This window comes from Roseivirga sp. BDSF3-8 (assembly GCF_041449215.1).
GTDB lineage: Bacteria > Bacteroidota > Bacteroidia > Cytophagales > Cyclobacteriaceae > JBGNFV01.
Map to the genome: position 1 here is coordinate 2,210,962 of NZ_JBGNFV010000001.1, position 16,217 is coordinate 2,227,178.

16 protein-coding genes are annotated in these 16,217 nt (G+C 45.1%); 9 read left to right on the forward strand and 7 right to left on the reverse strand.

The genetic code is table 11. From position 1 onward, the window contains the following. Window positions 1-40 precede the first annotated feature (40 nt). On the reverse strand, window positions 41-1,045 hold the full coding sequence (locus tag AB9P05_RS09020) for a sugar phosphate nucleotidyltransferase (protein ID WP_371908498.1): 1,005 nt from the start codon (window positions 1,043-1,045) through the stop codon (window positions 41-43). Between the two features lie 174 nt (window positions 1,046-1,219). Between AB9P05_RS09020 and AB9P05_RS09025 the strand changes: the two genes are divergently transcribed. From AB9P05_RS09025 to AB9P05_RS09040, 4 genes are all read left to right on the forward strand, one after another. Beyond that, window positions 1,220-3,001, forward strand: a complete 1,782-nt coding sequence (locus tag AB9P05_RS09025) for a chloride channel protein (protein WP_371908499.1) — start codon at window positions 1,220-1,222, stop codon at window positions 2,999-3,001. Between the two features lie 618 nt (window positions 3,002-3,619). Further along, complete coding sequence (locus tag AB9P05_RS09030; RefSeq protein WP_371908500.1) at window positions 3,620-4,114, forward strand: TlpA disulfide reductase family protein; 495 nt, start codon at window positions 3,620-3,622, stop codon at window positions 4,112-4,114. 23 nt (window positions 4,115-4,137) lie between these two features. Then, window positions 4,138-4,752, forward strand: a complete 615-nt coding sequence (locus AB9P05_RS09035; RefSeq protein WP_371908501.1) for a thioredoxin family protein — start codon at window positions 4,138-4,140, stop codon at window positions 4,750-4,752. Between the two features lie 70 nt (window positions 4,753-4,822). Then, window positions 4,823-5,266, forward strand: a complete 444-nt coding sequence (locus AB9P05_RS09040) for a hemerythrin domain-containing protein (RefSeq protein WP_371908502.1) — start codon at window positions 4,823-4,825, stop codon at window positions 5,264-5,266. Here AB9P05_RS09040 and AB9P05_RS09045 read toward each other — a convergent pair. The 3 genes from AB9P05_RS09045 to recJ are packed head-to-tail and all read right to left on the reverse strand — an operon-like array spanning window position 5,263 to window position 9,243. Next, complete coding sequence (locus AB9P05_RS09045; RefSeq protein WP_371908503.1) at window positions 5,263-6,783, reverse strand: GH3 auxin-responsive promoter family protein; 1,521 nt, start codon at window positions 6,781-6,783, stop codon at window positions 5,263-5,265. The genes AB9P05_RS09040 and AB9P05_RS09045 overlap by 4 nt on opposite strands. 9 nt (window positions 6,784-6,792) lie before the next feature. Continuing rightward, a complete protein-coding gene (gene lptB / locus AB9P05_RS09050; protein ID WP_371908504.1) occupies window positions 6,793-7,524 on the reverse strand; it encodes an LPS export ABC transporter ATP-binding protein in 732 nt (243 codons plus the stop codon). A gap of 3 nt (window positions 7,525-7,527) precedes the next feature. Beyond that, window positions 7,528-9,243 (reverse strand): single-stranded-DNA-specific exonuclease RecJ, encoded by a 1,716-nt coding sequence (recJ, locus tag AB9P05_RS09055; RefSeq protein WP_371908505.1) that lies wholly within the window; start codon window positions 9,241-9,243, stop codon window positions 7,528-7,530. Window positions 9,244-9,382: 139 nt separating this feature from the next. Here recJ and AB9P05_RS09060 point away from each other — a divergent pair, with 139 nt between their 5' ends. Beyond that, window positions 9,383-9,556 carry a pinensin family lanthipeptide gene (locus AB9P05_RS09060; protein WP_371911341.1) on the forward strand — a complete coding sequence of 58 codons (174 nt, stop codon included), beginning with the start codon at window positions 9,383-9,385 and terminating at the stop codon, window positions 9,554-9,556. A 17-nt stretch (window positions 9,557-9,573) separates the two neighbouring features. Continuing rightward, the gene (locus AB9P05_RS09065; protein ID WP_371908506.1) at window positions 9,574-9,747 is read left to right on the forward strand and encodes a pinensin family lanthipeptide; all 174 of its coding nucleotides are present in this window, start codon (window positions 9,574-9,576) and stop codon (window positions 9,745-9,747) included. 133 nt (window positions 9,748-9,880) lie between these two features. Here AB9P05_RS09065 and rmuC read toward each other — a convergent pair whose 3' ends face one another. The 3 genes from rmuC to fumC form a co-directional block, all read right to left on the reverse strand. Then, entirely contained in the window at window positions 9,881-11,182 is a 1,302-nt protein-coding gene (gene rmuC / locus AB9P05_RS09070) for a DNA recombination protein RmuC (RefSeq protein ID WP_371908507.1), read from the reverse strand. 64 nt (window positions 11,183-11,246) lie between these two features. Next, window positions 11,247-11,849 carry an SPOR domain-containing protein gene (locus AB9P05_RS09075; RefSeq protein WP_371908508.1) on the reverse strand — a complete coding sequence of 201 codons (603 nt, stop codon included), beginning with the start codon at window positions 11,847-11,849 and terminating at the stop codon, window positions 11,247-11,249. A gap of 73 nt (window positions 11,850-11,922) precedes the next feature. Next, window positions 11,923-13,323: a class II fumarate hydratase gene (gene fumC / locus AB9P05_RS09080; protein ID WP_371908509.1), complete on the reverse strand. Its 1,401-nt coding sequence runs from the start codon at window positions 13,321-13,323 to the stop codon at window positions 11,923-11,925. Window positions 13,324-13,556: 233 nt separating this feature from the next. Here fumC and AB9P05_RS09085 point away from each other — a divergent pair, with 233 nt between their 5' ends. The 3 genes from AB9P05_RS09085 (at window position 13,557) to AB9P05_RS09095 (ending at window position 16,210) form a co-directional block, all read left to right on the forward strand. Further along, the gene (locus AB9P05_RS09085; protein WP_371908510.1) at window positions 13,557-13,796 is read left to right on the forward strand and encodes a hypothetical protein; all 240 of its coding nucleotides are present in this window, start codon (window positions 13,557-13,559) and stop codon (window positions 13,794-13,796) included. 113 nt (window positions 13,797-13,909) lie between these two features. Then, window positions 13,910-15,019 carry a DUF4856 domain-containing protein gene (locus tag AB9P05_RS09090; protein ID WP_371908511.1) on the forward strand — a complete coding sequence of 370 codons (1,110 nt, stop codon included), beginning with the start codon at window positions 13,910-13,912 and terminating at the stop codon, window positions 15,017-15,019. Between the two features lie 81 nt (window positions 15,020-15,100). Further along, a complete protein-coding gene (locus AB9P05_RS09095) occupies window positions 15,101-16,210 on the forward strand; it encodes an imelysin family protein (RefSeq protein ID WP_371908512.1) in 1,110 nt (369 codons plus the stop codon). Window positions 16,211-16,217 lie beyond the last annotated feature (7 nt).

Here is a 16,217-nt window from a genome sequence, read left to right on the forward strand (position 1 = left end):
TTAATCCTACAACGCCTGCTACCGTGGTAGCGGGCGTTTTTTATTGGCCAAAAATAATTTCTGTATTATCTCCGATATTCAGGCTTTGACTTATTCCTTTAAGGCTGGCATCATTTCCGATGATGGATTCTGACAACACCGTATTTTCCAGTTCACTAAATGAGCCTATGATGGTATTGCTGATAATAGATGATTCAACAATGCTGTTTTCACCGATAGCTACATTAGGCCCGATAATGCTCTTAGTGATTCGGCAGTTGCCCATTATATTTACAGGGGGAATGATAATGCAATCCGGAAACTGATCTTCGGGAATATTCTGATACTTTGGGTTCTGCAGAAGGATAGCATTTGCCTCCAGTACACTTTCTTTCTTGCCACAGTCATACCAGTGCTCTACCTGGTAGGTATACATATCCTCACCTTTTTTTACCATGTACATCAGCGCATCCGTCAGCTGATACTCCCCATAGGTTTTGTAGTCGTTCTTTAAAATATACTCGATGCTCTCTATTAATAATCTGGGGTTTTTGATGCGATAAATGCCCACAATGCCTAAGTTAGATTTAGGGATTTTGGGTTTTTCCACCAACCCCTTGATTTTTCCCGATCTGTCTGCCTCAGCTACACCAAACATGCCTGGTACGGCCACTTTTCTGACGCCGATCATAGTGGTGTCTTTTGCCAGGAAGTCATCCAGGTTCAGTTGAACGATAGAGTCCCCAAGCACAATAAGCACGTCCTCTTCGTTTTCTATATACTGGCGGGCAAACCATACAGCATGAGCGATACCTTGCCTGGGTTCTTGTAATACAAACCGTACAGTAAGCCCTTGCTGCTGGTAGTGGCTCAGGATAAACTCCTCTATTTTACTTCCGAGATAACCCAGGATAAATACAAAGTCTTTTATCCCCCCCTCTATAAGGCCATCAACGATATGGGCAAGTATCGGCTTACCCGCTACGGGTACCAGGGCTTTTGGCTGAGTATGTGTGTGAGGACGAAGTCTGGCTCCGATCCCGGCAACAGGAATAATGGCTCTCATATAAACGACGGATAAAATGCTGTTTACGGATGATAATATAGCACAATCTATCAGATATGAAACGGGTTGTCCGTACAGTATGCGACGGATTTTCTTCCACTACACTAAATGCGTGCTTACGTATTCTGTTTAAGTCTTATCAACACGGATAATTCTTTATAAATTTGCCGCCGGATGAAGGCTAATGAACTTTTACTTAGATTTTTAATCTGGCGCGTGAGGCATGTCAATACGAAAAACTTCGTATTGTTTCTTAGTGGGGTGATTGGCGCTTTATCAGGGATTGCTGCCGTTACGCTTAAGGAGGCGGTTCATTTTATTCAGGACTTTCTTACCGGTGGCTTTGACATTGGCTATGCTAACCTGCTTTATCTTAGCTACCCACTCCTAGGTATCCTTATCACCGTTTTTCTCACTGACTATATTTTGAGGGAGAAAAATGGCCACGGTATTTCAGATACTCTATATAGTATTAGCAAAAAGAGTAGCCTGATCCGAAAGAGGCGGATGTACAGTAAGATGGTTACGAGTGCCCTTACCGTAGGCTTTGGCGGTTCGGTTGGGCTGGAGTCCCCTATAGTAGTTACAGGTTCGGCTATTGGGTCCAACACCGGCCGGATGATGCACCTGAATTACAAGAAGCGCACCCTTCTGATTGGGTGCGGTGCCGCGGGAGCTATATCAGCTATATTCAACTCTCCTATTGCAGGGGTGATCTTTAGTATTGAGGTAATGCTGGCTGACGTAACCTTTAGCGGTCTTATTCCCCTGCTTATTTCTTCAGTATCCGGGTCCCTTGTGTCATTGACTCTTCTGGGAGACGATATTCTCTTTTCCTTTAAGCTGCAGGAAAGCTTCCGGGCGGAAGATACACCACTTTATATACTACTAGGCGTCGTATGCGGACTTACCTCCGTGTACTTTACCAGAGTCATGTACAGGGTGGAAAACTGGGTAGGGAAGATTAAAAATCACTTATCAAAGGCTGTTCTGGGAGGAATCGGCCTGGGGCTTATAATTTTTATATTCCCCCCGATCTATGGCGAAGGATACGAAACCATTAAAGACTTACTGGCTGGTAGCTCTCCCCGTGTACTGGAAAAGAGCCTTTTCTTTACTCATTACTTTGAAGACAACTGGCTTTTGGTCTTGTTTTTAGTAGGGGTGATGCTGGTAAAGCCCGTAGCCAGTGCCCTTACTATAGCCGCCGGTGGTAGCGGTGGTATTTTTGCCCCGTCACTATTTTTAGGAGGGGTGACAGGTTTTGTTTTTGCCCGTGTTGTAGGACTCACCGGCATAGATTCTACTATCAGCCTGAGTAATTTTACGCTGGTTGGCATGTGTGGCGTAATGAGCGGCATACTTCATGCGCCCATGACCGCTATTTTTCTTATTGCAGAGGTTACAGGCGGATATACCCTTTTTGTGCCTCTGATGCTGGTATCTGCAATTGCCTTTAGTACCATAAGCTACTTTGAGAAATACTCGTTGTACACCAAGAACCTGGTGGAACGCGGGGATCTCACATATGACCGGGACCGGCAGGTGTTGAGTCTGATTGATCTTAATAAGATTATCGAGAAAGACTTGCTGATCATAGACCCTGAGAAGTCACTCGGGGATTTGGTTAAACTGGTCAGGTTAAGTAAAAGAAACATTTTTCCGGTAGTAAACAATGGGCATGAACTGGTGGGTATCATCACATTAGATGATATCCGGGAAATAATGTTTGACGAGGATTCACGGAAAAATATAACAGTTAAAAGCTTAATGCATAGCCCTCCGGCTTATGTTTCTTCACACGAGACTATGCAATCCGTTATGATGAAATTCGAAAAATCCGGGGCCTGGAACCTGCCGGTTATTGACGATGGTGAGTATATAGGGTTTGTCTCCAAAAGCAGAATTTTTAATGCTTACCGTAAAAAGCTGATCAGACAGAATAGGGAGTTCTAAAACGCACATCTTTTAACCTCTGTAATATTGGCTGAAAGCTCCAATCGAGCCAAAGATTTTTGGCAAAAATTTAGCTTGACTTTCTCGACTACTAAAAATAGAAGCGGAGTTATCCACAAAAGTATACTTTTGGTTAAAATACCTAAATAGCTCAAAAACAGGTATTTATATAAGCTGCTAGCGACTATGTGGATAACTTTCCTAAAATGTGGAAAAAATAGAAGGTTTATTTTTGGTTCTTTTTTTATGTCAATTATGCCCTAAATAGACAAGGCTAATCTGACTAAAAACCCCAAAACCTTACACACCAAAAACCCCGGCTAGTTCGCTTTTAAAAGTTTCAGACCTCCCGGGTACAAATTAAAAATCAAATAGTTTGCTGTGTTTCGATTAGGATAGGGCTGGTTTCGGTAAATTTCAGGGTCTAGCTTGACATTGGTTGATTCAGGTAAGCTATCAAATGAATTAAGCAATTTGTTGGTGTGGGAATAGTGCAAATTTAAGGGTTGCTAATTTTTTATTCTGATTGGCATGTCGGGCGCCATATTAGATTTTATTTTACTTTGCTCTTTTAGTCAATTGCACTATTTTTCTAGAGCAACCGTTTTTAACTGTGTTATGAAATATTTAGTACGTGTTTTTTCTTTAGGTCTGTTTATTTTTCTAACCTCATTCAATAACGACCAGGCTCCTGTACGTGTTATCAAATATCCGGAATTGCTAAACCTAATAGATGAGCCCGGAGAGGACATTCTTGTAGTTAATTTTTGGGCTACCTGGTGTGGACCATGTGTTAAAGAACTTCCCTACTTCGAAAGCGTAAATAAGAAATATGCTGCCAACGGAATTAAAACCGTACTGGTAAGTCTGGACGATGCGGATGTCCTTGAAAGTAAAGTTATTCCATTTGTAAAGCGGAAACAGCTTGATAGTGAAGTGGTTTTACTTGATGAGACAGACTTTAACGCCTTTATAAACAAAGTGGATAAACGCTGGTCCGGGGCTATTCCTGCCACGCTTATTATTGACAAAGGATCTGGAGATCGCATATTTATTGGGGAGCCTGTTAATCAGCAGGAATTAGAAAATTATATTGCTAAATTTAGTAAGTAAAAATTCAACCAAATTTTATCTATATGAGACTTTTCACACTTCTATTTGTCTGTATAGCCGGGCTGATGGCCTTCACGGCAGCAGGGGATAAGGATGGTTATAAGGTAGGAGACATCGCCCGTGACTTCAAACTCAAGAATATCGACGGAGAAATGGTGTCTTTGTCAGACTATAGTGACGCGAAGGGGTACATTGTGGTATTTACCTGTAACCATTGTCCGTATGCAAAAATGTATGAACAACGTATAATTGAATTGCATAATAAGTATGCTGACCAAGGGTATCCTATAGTAGCTATTAACCCTAATGATCCCGTAAAACAGCCACAGGATAGTTATGAAAACATGCAAAAACGCGCAAAGGAAAAAGATTATCCCTTTGCTTACCTGGTAGATGAGACACAGGAAATTGCACGTACTTATGGTGCCGCCTATACCCCTCACGTATTTTTGCTAAAAAAGGAAGGCAACAAGAATAGGGTAGCTTACATCGGGGCTATCGATAATAATTACAAAAATGCAGAAGAGGCTGATGTGAAGTATGTGGAAGCCGCCGTAGACAACCTGCTTGCCGGTGAAGGGGTACAAACTAAGCAGGCCAAAGGAATTGGCTGCACTATAAAATGGAAGGATAGCTAATTAATAATATTATTGGATATTAATTTCTGGACCCGGTGCTTCGTGCCGGGTTTTTTAGGTTCTGTTGACAATGAAAAGACACTCCTCGCTTATTCCTATAAGTCGTGAGCATCATAAGGTACTGCTCTGCGCCCAATTATTGAAAGCTGATGTGCCTTCCTACGAAGGAATGCCTGCTGACCCTGCCGGAAAAATTGACTATTTTCTTTCTTTTTACAGTGAAGTGCTGGAAGCACATATGGATAAGGAGGAAAAACTATTATTTCCGTTCGTCAGTGAAAAGGCATCGGCGCTCCAACGGTTAATCCGGGAACTGACTACTGACCATGAAGAGATCCGAAGGTTGAGCAAAAACCTGGACTCTGCCAGTGAGATGATCGCAGAGCACTTGGATGAGCTTGGGCGCCTCCTGGAAAAACATGTACGCAGAGAGGAGAGACAGCTATTTCAACGTATACAGGAGTTGCTCAGTGAAGGCCAATTACTAGAGCTCAGTAAACTCCTCACCACCTAAGCGTTTATCATCTTAAGGATGTCCTCCACATATTCTCTATCGTTACTCAGGCGAGGCACCTTATTCTGACCACCCAGCTTACCACGTTTTTTCATCCAATTATAGAATGTCCCTTCATTTACGAAATGAATAACCGGCCTCTCCAGGGCAAGGTCTGCCTGTCTTTTGGCGTCGTAATCACTATTGATTTTACGAAGAGTTTCATCCAGAACGGATATAAATGACTCCTGATCAGAGGGCCGACACTTAAATTCAATGATCCATTCGTGCCCCCCCTTTTTGCCCGTTTCCAGATACCTGGGGGCGGCCGTAAAGTTATCAATTACAGCATTGGTACGGGAACAGGCTTCGGTGATCGCTTCCTCCGCATTTTCGATGATGACCTCTTCACCAAAAGCATTAATGAAGTGCTTGGTGCGACCGCTTATTTTGATCCGATAAGGGTCAGTAGAGGTGAACTTAACGGTATCACCAATTTTGTATCGCCACAGCCCTGCGTTAGTGGTGATAACCACGGCATAGTTTTTCCCGGTTTCTACCTGGTCAAGGGTTAGCACAGTAGGATCCTCTTTATCCCATTCATCCATGGGGATAAACTCATAAAAAATGCCGTAATCCAACATAAGCAGCATCTCGTAGCTGTCGGTTCGGTCCTGAATGCCGAAAAAGCCCTCACTTGCATTATAAGTTTCCAGATAATGCATGCCGCTGCTGGGAATGAGCTGCTGGAAGACATCCCGGTAGGGGGTAAATGATACGGCGCCATGTACAAATACCTCCAGGTCCGGCCATACTTCGGTAATGTCATCTTTACCCGTTATCTCCAGGATGCGCTGGAGTAAAACCAGCGTCCAGGTAGGAACCCCGCTAATGTTGGTCACATGCTCATCAGCCGTGGCGCGGGCCATTTTTTCAATTTTTTCCTCCCAGTTATCCAACAGCGCTATATCCATACTGGGTACCCTGGCTGCCTGTGCCCACCATGGCATATTCTTTACTAATACGGCAGATACGTCTCCATAGAAGCTGTTGCGGCTGGTATCAAACTGGTTGATCTGGTGGCTTCCGCCTACCACCAATCCCTTACCTGTGAATACACGTGTTTCGGGGTAATTATTGACATAGATGGATATCATGTCCTTCCCGCCTTTAAAGTGGCAATCTTCCAGTGCTTCGGAAGATACGGGAATGAATTTACTCCGGGCATTGGTAGTGCCGGAGGATTTGGCAAACCACTTAATTTCAGTAGGCCAAAGGACATTCTGCTCGCCTTTAAGCAGACGGTCTATATAGGGGAATAGATCCTCGTAAGTGGAAATAGGGACCCGCTGTTGAAACTGGGACAGGTGCCGGATATCAGAGAACCCGTATTTTTTCCCAAAATAGGTGTGCTTACCCTGTTGAATCAGCTTGTGGAACAATTCACCCTGAACATCGTGAGGGTATTTCATAAAAAGCTCGATCTGGTGGATCCGCTTTTTCATCACCCAGGTCAAAATTGAATTCAGGATTTCCATTAATTTCCGTCAGATCTTACGTTTCAACTCAAAATTCTGTCCGAGATACACCCGTCTTACCTGCTCATCGGCGGCAAGCTCTTCGGCTGTGCCTGCTTTGAGGAGCTGACCTTCAAACATGAGATAAGCCCTGTCGGTAATACTCAGAGTCTCATTCACATTGTGGTCAGTGATCAGAATTCCGATATTTTTATTCTTTAGCTTGGCTACGATGGTCTGGATCTCTTCTACGGCTATAGGGTCCACACCGGCAAATGGCTCATCGAGCAGTACAAATTTCGGATCCACTGCCAGTGCCCTGGCAATTTCCGTTCGGCGGCGTTCGCCACCGGAAAGTACCATGCCCAGGTTATTACGTACATGACCAAGGCTGAACTCATCAAGCAATTCCTCGATTTTATGTTTTTGCTCAGCCTTAGAAAGTTTTGTCATTTCCAGTACTGCCTTCAGGTTTTCTTCCACAGTTAGTTTTCTGAAAACCGAGGCTTCCTGAGCAAGGTAGCCAATGCCAAGTTTAGCTCTCCGGTACATCGCCAGAGAGGTAATGTCTTCATTGTCCAGATAAATCCTTCCATCGTTAGGCTTAATAAGACCAACGATCATGTAAAAAGTTGTGGTTTTTCCGGCACCGTTAGGTCCTAACAGTCCCACGATCTCTCCCTGACTCACGTCTACGGAGACCTGGTTTACCACTGTCCGTTTCTTGTACTTTTTAACTAGCTTTTCTGCCCGCAGCAACATAGATTATGTGTGGGTTAAGTTAGTATGAAATTGTATATCTTCTACACAGAGCCTCAGAGTTTTGTTGCCCCGGTATTCATTTTCCTCTATAGTATAGGCCAGATCGAAAGGTCCCCGTTCCAGTGAGGGGGCCAATGGGGCCATATTCCATGCGATAGCCTCTATAGGGGGTAAGTCTGTTCGCTTCAATAATAGTACCAGATGTTTGCCTTTAATAATTCGTGGCCTGGAGGCCAGGCTCACTCCTCTGCTGGCAAATACAGGAACCATGTTTTGCGGCCCGAATGGAGCCATGCGCTTCAAGATGCTAAAAAATTTCGGACTTATCCGCTCCAGCGGTATCTCCAGGTCTATATCCATTGGTGGAGTAAGCAGTTCCTCATGAACAAGATTGCTGGCTACCTCTTCAAACCTACTGGCAAAAGCCTCGACATTTTCAATTTTAAGGGTAAGCCCTGCTGCATGGGTGTGGCCGCCATACTGTTCCAGGTACTCACTGCAGGAAGAAATAGCCTCATATATGTCAAAGCCGGGAATAGATCTTGCAGATCCGGTTGCCATACTGTTGGACTCAGTCAGGATGATCGTCGGCCGATGGTATTTTTCAATGCAACGTGACGCCACGATACCAATGACCCCTTTATGCCAGTCATGCTTAAAAAGGACAGTACTGCGGGCCCCTTTCAATAGCACGTCAGATTCGATTAGCTCAAGAGCCTCCTTGGTGATGGTGCTGTCAAATTCTTTGCGGCTGGTATTGTTTTCGTTTATAGCCTTCGCCATCGAAATGGCCTCCTCTTCATCATCAGTCAGCAGCAGCGCCACGGCATTACGACCATGTGATACCCGGCCGGCTGCATTTATGCGCGGAGCAATTCTGAATACCACATCGCGAATACTGAGGGGGACTTTTATTGAAGCAGTTTGAATGAGTGCTCTGAGGCCGGTATTTTTTGTCCTGGCAAGTACTTTAAGCCCGAAGTGGCTCAATACCCTGTTTTCCCCTGTCAAGGGTACGATATCAGCTGCTATGCTCACAGCCAGGAGATCCAGGTGGGCAAAGAGCTCCTGCTCCGGAATACTATTCTGCAGACACCAGGCATGGAGTAGTTTAAAGCCTACTCCACACCCACTTAGTTCTTTATAAGGGTATGGGCAATCAGCCTGCTTAGGATCGAGCACGGCATAGGCTGGAGGTAAATCTTCTCCGGGCAGGTGATGATCACACACGATCACATCTACTCCAAGCTTACCAGCGAGTCCTATGGTATTCAGGGCTTTTATGCCGCAGTCCAGCGTAATAATAAGAGACACGCCAGCTTCAGCAGCATAGCGTATTCCCTGCTCGGACACTCCGTACCCTTCATCATAGCGGTCTGGTATATAATAGATGAGGTGTGAGGAATAGTGTTGCAAAAAACCGAACACTAACGCAACGGAGGTGGTACCGTCCACATCATAGTCACCATAGATCATGATTTTTTCCTCATCTCCGATTGCCTGAGTCAGGCGTTCAACTGCCCGGCCCATATTGAGCATCAGAAATGGATCATGCAGTTGGGTCAATGCAGGGCAGAAAAACTGTTCGGCTTGCTCGTATGTGGATATCTTCCGCTGATATAATAACGTGGCCAGGTGAGGATTGACGTTGATGCTCTCCGCCAGCTCACGTACTCTCTCCTCCTCGGGAGTTTCTTTTATCACCCATCTTTTTTGCATAGAGGGCCAAATTTAAATGAAATGAAGCAGGAATCCGGCAATAATTTTAATTCATCGTGTGTCACTGGCAGGTACAGGTTAAATGTTTCTGCATAAGTGTGCTATAATGATTATCTTATCGGTATAAACTTTAACTTACATTAATTATGACAAGAAGAAAAAGCTAGAGCAACTACGTGTTTCCAGTTTTGTAACTGACATTAAGGGAATCAAAGCGGGTTTAAGGGAAGTGGACATAAGCATTAAAGACCCTAATGATCCTACCGCCAATACCTGGTGCTACGTTTGTCCTGAGGAGGTACCTCAATTTTAACTTTGAATATTATTTCTATGAAAAAGAAGATCAACCTCGAAAACCTCCAGATTGCCTCATTTATAACTGAGACAGATAAGGAATCAGTGAAGGCTGGGTCAAAGTACAAGACAGACTCACCTGTATGTCCTACAGAAAATACAGGGTGTTTTGTATGCCCTCCTTATACTACTGATTGTGAGGAAATGTAAGGGATAGATTAAGAAGAGCAGGTGTTTAGGAGTACCCATACCCCCAGCTGCTCTTTTATCCTTATACGAATAAAGACCCGCGTTCACCTACCCATAGACGCGGGTTTGTTTTTGCTTTTTAAGCAATTGGGGCTTAATCTCCCAGGCTTTTTTTAGCTGTAACGCCCATATCCTTGAGTTTTTCCGCCCTATCCAGAAGATTACCCCGGCCCTCGTGCAGTTTTTTCATAGCATCGTCGTATGCACCGGTAGTTTGGTCCAGGTGCCGGCCTACCTTTTCCAGGTCTTTGATAAAAGCATATAGTTTATCGTATAGTTTGCCGCCTTCTTCCGCTATCCGGAGGGCATTCGCGTGTTGTTTTTCCGTTTTCCACAGGCTGGCAATCGTTCGTAAGGTGGCCATCAAAGTGGTGGGGCTGACCACAATGATTTTTCTCTCCCATGCGTAGCTGAATAAGTCTGTATGATCCTGCCTGAAAGCTAGGCTATAGCTGGCCTCTACGGGGATAAAGAGCAATACAAACTCCAGACTATTAACTTTTTGAAGTTGATAATAGTGCTTTTCGCTCAGGCCTTTAACATGATTGCGTATGCTATCAAGGTGGGCTTTAAAGTGTTTCTTTCTTTCTGCCTCATCTTCTGTGTTCAGGCAGCTTTCATAGGCTTTAAGAGAAACCTTGCTGTCTATAATTATCTGCCGGTGGCCAGGCAGGTCTACTATGATATCCGGTCGCTGGCTAACTGATACAGCCCCGGATACGTTCAGGGCTTTTTGCCTGTGAAATTCGAGGCTTTCTGTAAGCCCGCTACGCTCCAGGATTTTTTCCAGTACCATTTCCCCCCAATGGCCCTGCGTTCTTTGGTCCCCTTTAAGCGCTTCAGTTAGGTGTCGTGCATCGTCCCTCATCTGCAGATTCAGCGCTTCCATACGCCTTAGCTCCTCTTTTAGCCCCTTCGTCTCGCCAAACTGCTGTCGATGAGTTTCTTCCACCTTCTTTTCGAAATCAGCGATTTTTTCCTTCAAAGGATTTAGAAGCAGAGAAAGTCTCTCCTGTTGCGATTTACCGAATGTCTCTGCATTCCTTTCAAGTGTTTGCCCTGCCAACAGCTCAAATCGTTCAGTCATCTGGCCATATAGTTTTTCCAGCTCCTGCTTTTGAGTGGTCAGCTTTTCGTTGAGGTAGCGTCGCTCTTCTTCACTCCTGATTAATTGCTCCCGAATGTTTCCCGATTGTTCAAGTGAAGACTCCAGGTGTTGATTTTGCTGCCGGAAGGTTTCGCATTGCTGTTCCATTGTCCAGATGGACTGTTCCAGTTCACGTACTGATTCCGGGCTTGCGTAGGCGCTATACTTTTGCTTAATGATTATGTAGCCGAGTGCAAGGCCGGCCCCCAACGCACTAAAGATGAATAGGACTAATTGTAATGATGGCATTGGGCTAAAAATAGAAAAAGCAGGCACCTGGTGCCTGCTTTTCAATAAAGATTTTATTCTGCCTTTAGATAACGCCTTCGAGCACGTCTTTCATAGGCACACGCTGACCGTCCTTATAAGGTACGACCCAGGCATCTTTTACACCCATTTCACGCAGATACTTCTTAAAAGTATCAGCTTCCCAGTAGTCGCGAAAGTTACCTAGCGTAATACGCTGGAGGCCACCCTCTTCTTCACTGCTGAAGTTGTCACTGTTGTCATTATACTGGGCCAGGTCCTTATTTTTGTAAGCCCCTACCTGTACTTTGAAGACTACTCCATTCGCTGTACGGGTTTCATTTTCCGAGGCATCTTCCTCCAGTGCCTTCAATTGCTCGCGGGCTTCGGCTAGTTCTGCCTGGGCCTGGCGTGCCTGGTTTTGGGCAGTAGAGATGCGCTCCTCTTTAGTTTGTACCTCATTTTGTAGGTTGTCCACTTTGCCGCGCAGCTCACTTACCTCACTTTCAAGGCTGCTGTTAGTCTCTACTAACTCCTTGAATTCGGCAGGCTCCATTGCCTTCATTTTCTTTTTCCACTCCTTCTTTTCCTTTTTGGAAAGCTGGGCTTTAGCCTCAGGAGCAACAGCGATAAAGGCCATAAGTGCCAGAATAGCCAGAATATGTTTCATAACGTATATCAGTTGCGATTTTGAAAACGAATTCAAAATAGGCAGGCCCGCCGAATTAGCAAAGCAGATGTAATTATTTCAGGCTACCTATCATTTTTTTAGGGTCTACCCATTCATCGAATTGTTCATTAGTAAGAAGGTCCAGCGAAAGGGCTGCTTCTCTGAGTGTAGTCCCCTCTTTATGAGCCTTTTTGGCTATTTTGGCCGCATTATCATACCCAATATGTGTATTCAGAGCTGTTACCAGCATGAGTGAATTCTCAAGATTCTGCTTAATGCGCTCATGGTTGGGCTCTATGCCGACTGCACAGTTCCGGTTAAACGAATCAGCTGCATCACCTAAAAGTCGGGCTGCGTTAAGAAGGTTATAGACCATCATTGGCTTGAAGACATTTAGCTCAAACTGGCCGTTCATACCTCCTGCGCTTATGGCGACATCGGCACCTATTACATGGGCACAGACCATGGTGAGGGCTTCGCATTGCGTGGGGTTCACCTTGCCAGGCATGATAGATGAGCCTGGCTCATTTTCAGGAATTACGATTTCACCGATACCACAGCGGGGTCCGGAAGCCAGCATTCTGATGTCATTGCCAATTTTCATAAGGCTGACAGCTATCTGCTTCAGTGCGCCTGAGGTTTCCACCATAGCATCATGGGCTGCTAAAGCTTCGAATTTATTCGGGGCTGTGACGAAGGGCAGGCCGGAAATGTTGCTTATGTTTTTTGCAACCTCTTCTGAGTATCCTTCAGGGGTATTGAGGCCGGTTCCGACGGCTGTGCCACCAAGAGCCAGTTCGCTCAGGTGAGCCAAAGTATTTTTTAGCGCCCGGATACCATGGTCCAATTGGGCTACATAGCCGCTGAATTCATGACCAAGGGTAAGCGGGGTAGCGTCCATAAAATGGGTACGGCCTATCTTGACCACTTCTGCAAAAGACTTGGCTTTTTGGTCGAGCGTTTCCCGTAATTCAGAAAGCTTGGGAATGGTGAGTTCCTCTATTAGCTTGTAGGAGGCTATGTGCATAGCGGTAGGAAAAGTGTCATTAGACGACTGAGATTTATTCACGTCGTCGTTAGGGTGGATGGTTTTCTTTTCATCCGTAAGTTTTCCTCCTGAAATGACATGGGCGCGATTGGCCACTACCTCATTTACATTCATATTAGACTGCGTACCGGATCCTGTCTGCCAGACCTTGAGTGGAAAGTGCTCATCAAGCTTTCCTTCAATGATCTCATCGCAAACTTGTCCTATAAGATCTGCCTTGCCTTTATCCAATGCACCGAGGGTTGCATTAGTCTGTGCAGCAGCCTTTTTCAATACAGCAAATGCACGGATGATTTCGATAGGCATACGCATAGTATCCCCCCCGATGGCAAAGTTTTCAAGTGAACGCTGGGTTTGTGCTCCCCAGTACTTATCTGCGGGTACCTCTATGGTGCCCATTGTATCCTTTTCGGTTCTGACGCTCATTATGTTGTTGGCTATTTTGTGGCTAAAAAGTGTCTGTAAAGTTAGAAAAAATAATTTTTTGGCTATAAATTAGATAATAGATATGCTATTTGATCGTAATTCTTACACCTTTCGGTCATGCATCTATACATGTAACAACCGGCTTTAAAAGGAGGTTAATTTTTTCATCTGTGTGTTTGATGCCTCTCATGAGGCTTTTATTTTTGTAACCCGGTTCAATGTAAAGATCATTTATGGGTATCAGCATCAAAAGAATATTCTGGAGCCTGCTATTTTCCTTTGGTTTGTTTGGTAGCATGCATTCCTTGGAGCAGCAACCAGGCATCTATTCTTCCCAACCATCCTCATTGGTTATCAACCCTATTGAAGCGGATGCTAATGCCCCTATAGTTATGCATGTACTTCCCCATAGCGACCTGGAACTATCCGGCTTTCGTACCTTGTATATTCGTAAGGCATACCTTCCTTTCTAAGACAGAGCCCTTATTCATACACAGGCCTTAATTTTTTACCAGCCCTTATTTGGAATCCTTCTAAAGAGACGTACATTTGCACTGTTATTTGAAATCAGTCTAAATAAATACAGATGCGTAAGCCTCTTTATACACTACTTGTTTTTGGTGCATTGTTCGCTTCTTGTAGCGAAGACGATGACAGCCCTATGGTAAATGAGCTGGAAGTGCCACAGACCTATACATTCCAGTCTTTTAATGCCTCTGGTAGCTCCGGTGAGGCTATAACTGATGATCTTGCCGAACTGGCCGGCTATATGAAGACCGGAAGGCCCGGTGATGCAGGAGATCCTGACCGTAACCAAACACTCAATAGCCAGAGCCTTTTGGAGATTTATACAAATAATGGGAATACCCCCAGCCTGAGCGCTGTTACTACCAGTGAATACGATGCTCTGGTACGCGACTGGTTCAGCGAGATTGCTGCTGCCAGCGGTAATACATATGGTGAAGGTGCTGAGGGAGGCACCTATGGTGGCTATTTGGTAGATGAAAATGCCGTTGAGCTGGAGCAATTTATAGAAAAAGGCTTGTATGGCGCGGCTCTGTATAACCAGGCAGTGACTGTACACCTTAATACTAACAACACCACTGAAGGGCTGGGTGCTACTGAAACATCTGTTTTAGAGCAAAACTGGGACAATGCCTTCCTGCTCTATGGTGCTGACGCTTCTTTCCCCAATAATGGAAACGACTCATGGGCTGCTAAATATGCTGCCCGCCGCGATAATGCAGGGTTTTATACCAATTTGAAAACGGCGTTCCTTACCGGCCGTGCTGCCATTACTGCAGGCGAAGAGTTTACAGACGAGCGAAACCGTGCCGTAGTTGACATCCGCGAAAACTGGGAAAAAGCTCTGGCTGCTACAGCTATCAATTACCTGTACTCTGCTAAAAACGGCTTGCTTAATGCGACGGATGATGCGGGTACTGCCTCAGCTTACCATGCATGGGCCGAAGCATACGCATTTATGTACGGTTTCAGAGGAGTAGATAGTGACTTCCGCATTATTTCAGACGTGGAAGTTAACAATGTACTCGGTTACCTGAAGAGTTCCCCCGCCCTGTTTACTCAGGATAATATTGGGGATATTGATAGTGCGATTGATGCAATTGCTCAGGTATACAACTTCCAGGACCCTACTATTTTTGAGATAAACGATGTTAGCGCCAATAATAGATAAGGCGAGAACAACTCAATAATATTCAATGAAGGCAGCCGGTAGTCCGGGTGCCTTTCCTTGCTAAATAACCAGGTGAAATCAATGAGACATACTAAGCTTTATATCTATAGTCTGGCAGTTTTTATCCTGCTAATTCAGGCCTGCTCTTCAGACGATGGTGGAGAGGGCGTTAGTGAGTTTGACCGGCAGGCTATGCTGGAGAATATTGGCACAAACCTTATCGTGCCTGCTTACGAGGAGCTGGACATGGAAACCGGAGCCCTGAGTACTGCTATAGATGCTTTTGTTGCTGATCCTACTGTAAGTAACCTGATGGCAGCCCGAACAGCTTGGGAGAGTGCCTTTACAGCTTGGCAGTATGCCGCACCATATAATTTTGGTCCCGCCGATACTAATGTGGGTATGTTATCAGTGTTGATAGCTACATGGCCTGTGGATGTGTCGCTGGTGGAGCAAAAGATTACTTCAGGTGATTTGGCAATGAATACGCTGGATAGAGATACCCGGGGCTTTTTAACCGCTGAATACCTGTTGTTCGGTAACGGAAAGGATGAGGCTACTGTGGTTGCTGACTTTAGCGGGGCAGAAAATGATAACCGCCGTAAATACCTGGTGGCGGTAGTAGATGACATTGATACCCGGGTAAATGAGGTCGATGCGGGATGGGATACTTACCTATCCTCATTTATCTCCAATGACGGTACTTCGCCGGGAAGTTCTGTTTCCCTGCTATTCAATGAATTTAACCGGTACTTTGAGCTTGTCAAAAACTTTAAGATAGGTCTGCCGGCAGGAACACGCCCGGGTCAGGAGGCCCCTGCTCCCGGTACGACGGAGGCATATTACAGCAAGCAGTCTTTACAATATGCCTTTTATAGCCTGGAAGCCGTAGAAAATATCTGGTATGGCCGGGGGGCAAATGGTACCGACGCAGTCGGGTTTGAAGAATACCTTGCCAGTGTGCCCGGCGGGCCAGAGCTTGCGCAGGACACTAAAGCTTCATGGAGTAATTTATTGGCCACCATGAATGCTATTCCCTCTCAGCAGCCACTTTCCGAAAGTGTGGTATCTAATCAGCAGGCAGTGGCAGATGCCTATACTGCCTTGCAGCAACACACCCGCTACTTTAAAAGTGACCTGTCTTCACGACTGGGCATCAGTATCACCTATAGTAGTGGAGACGGTGACTAAATGACCA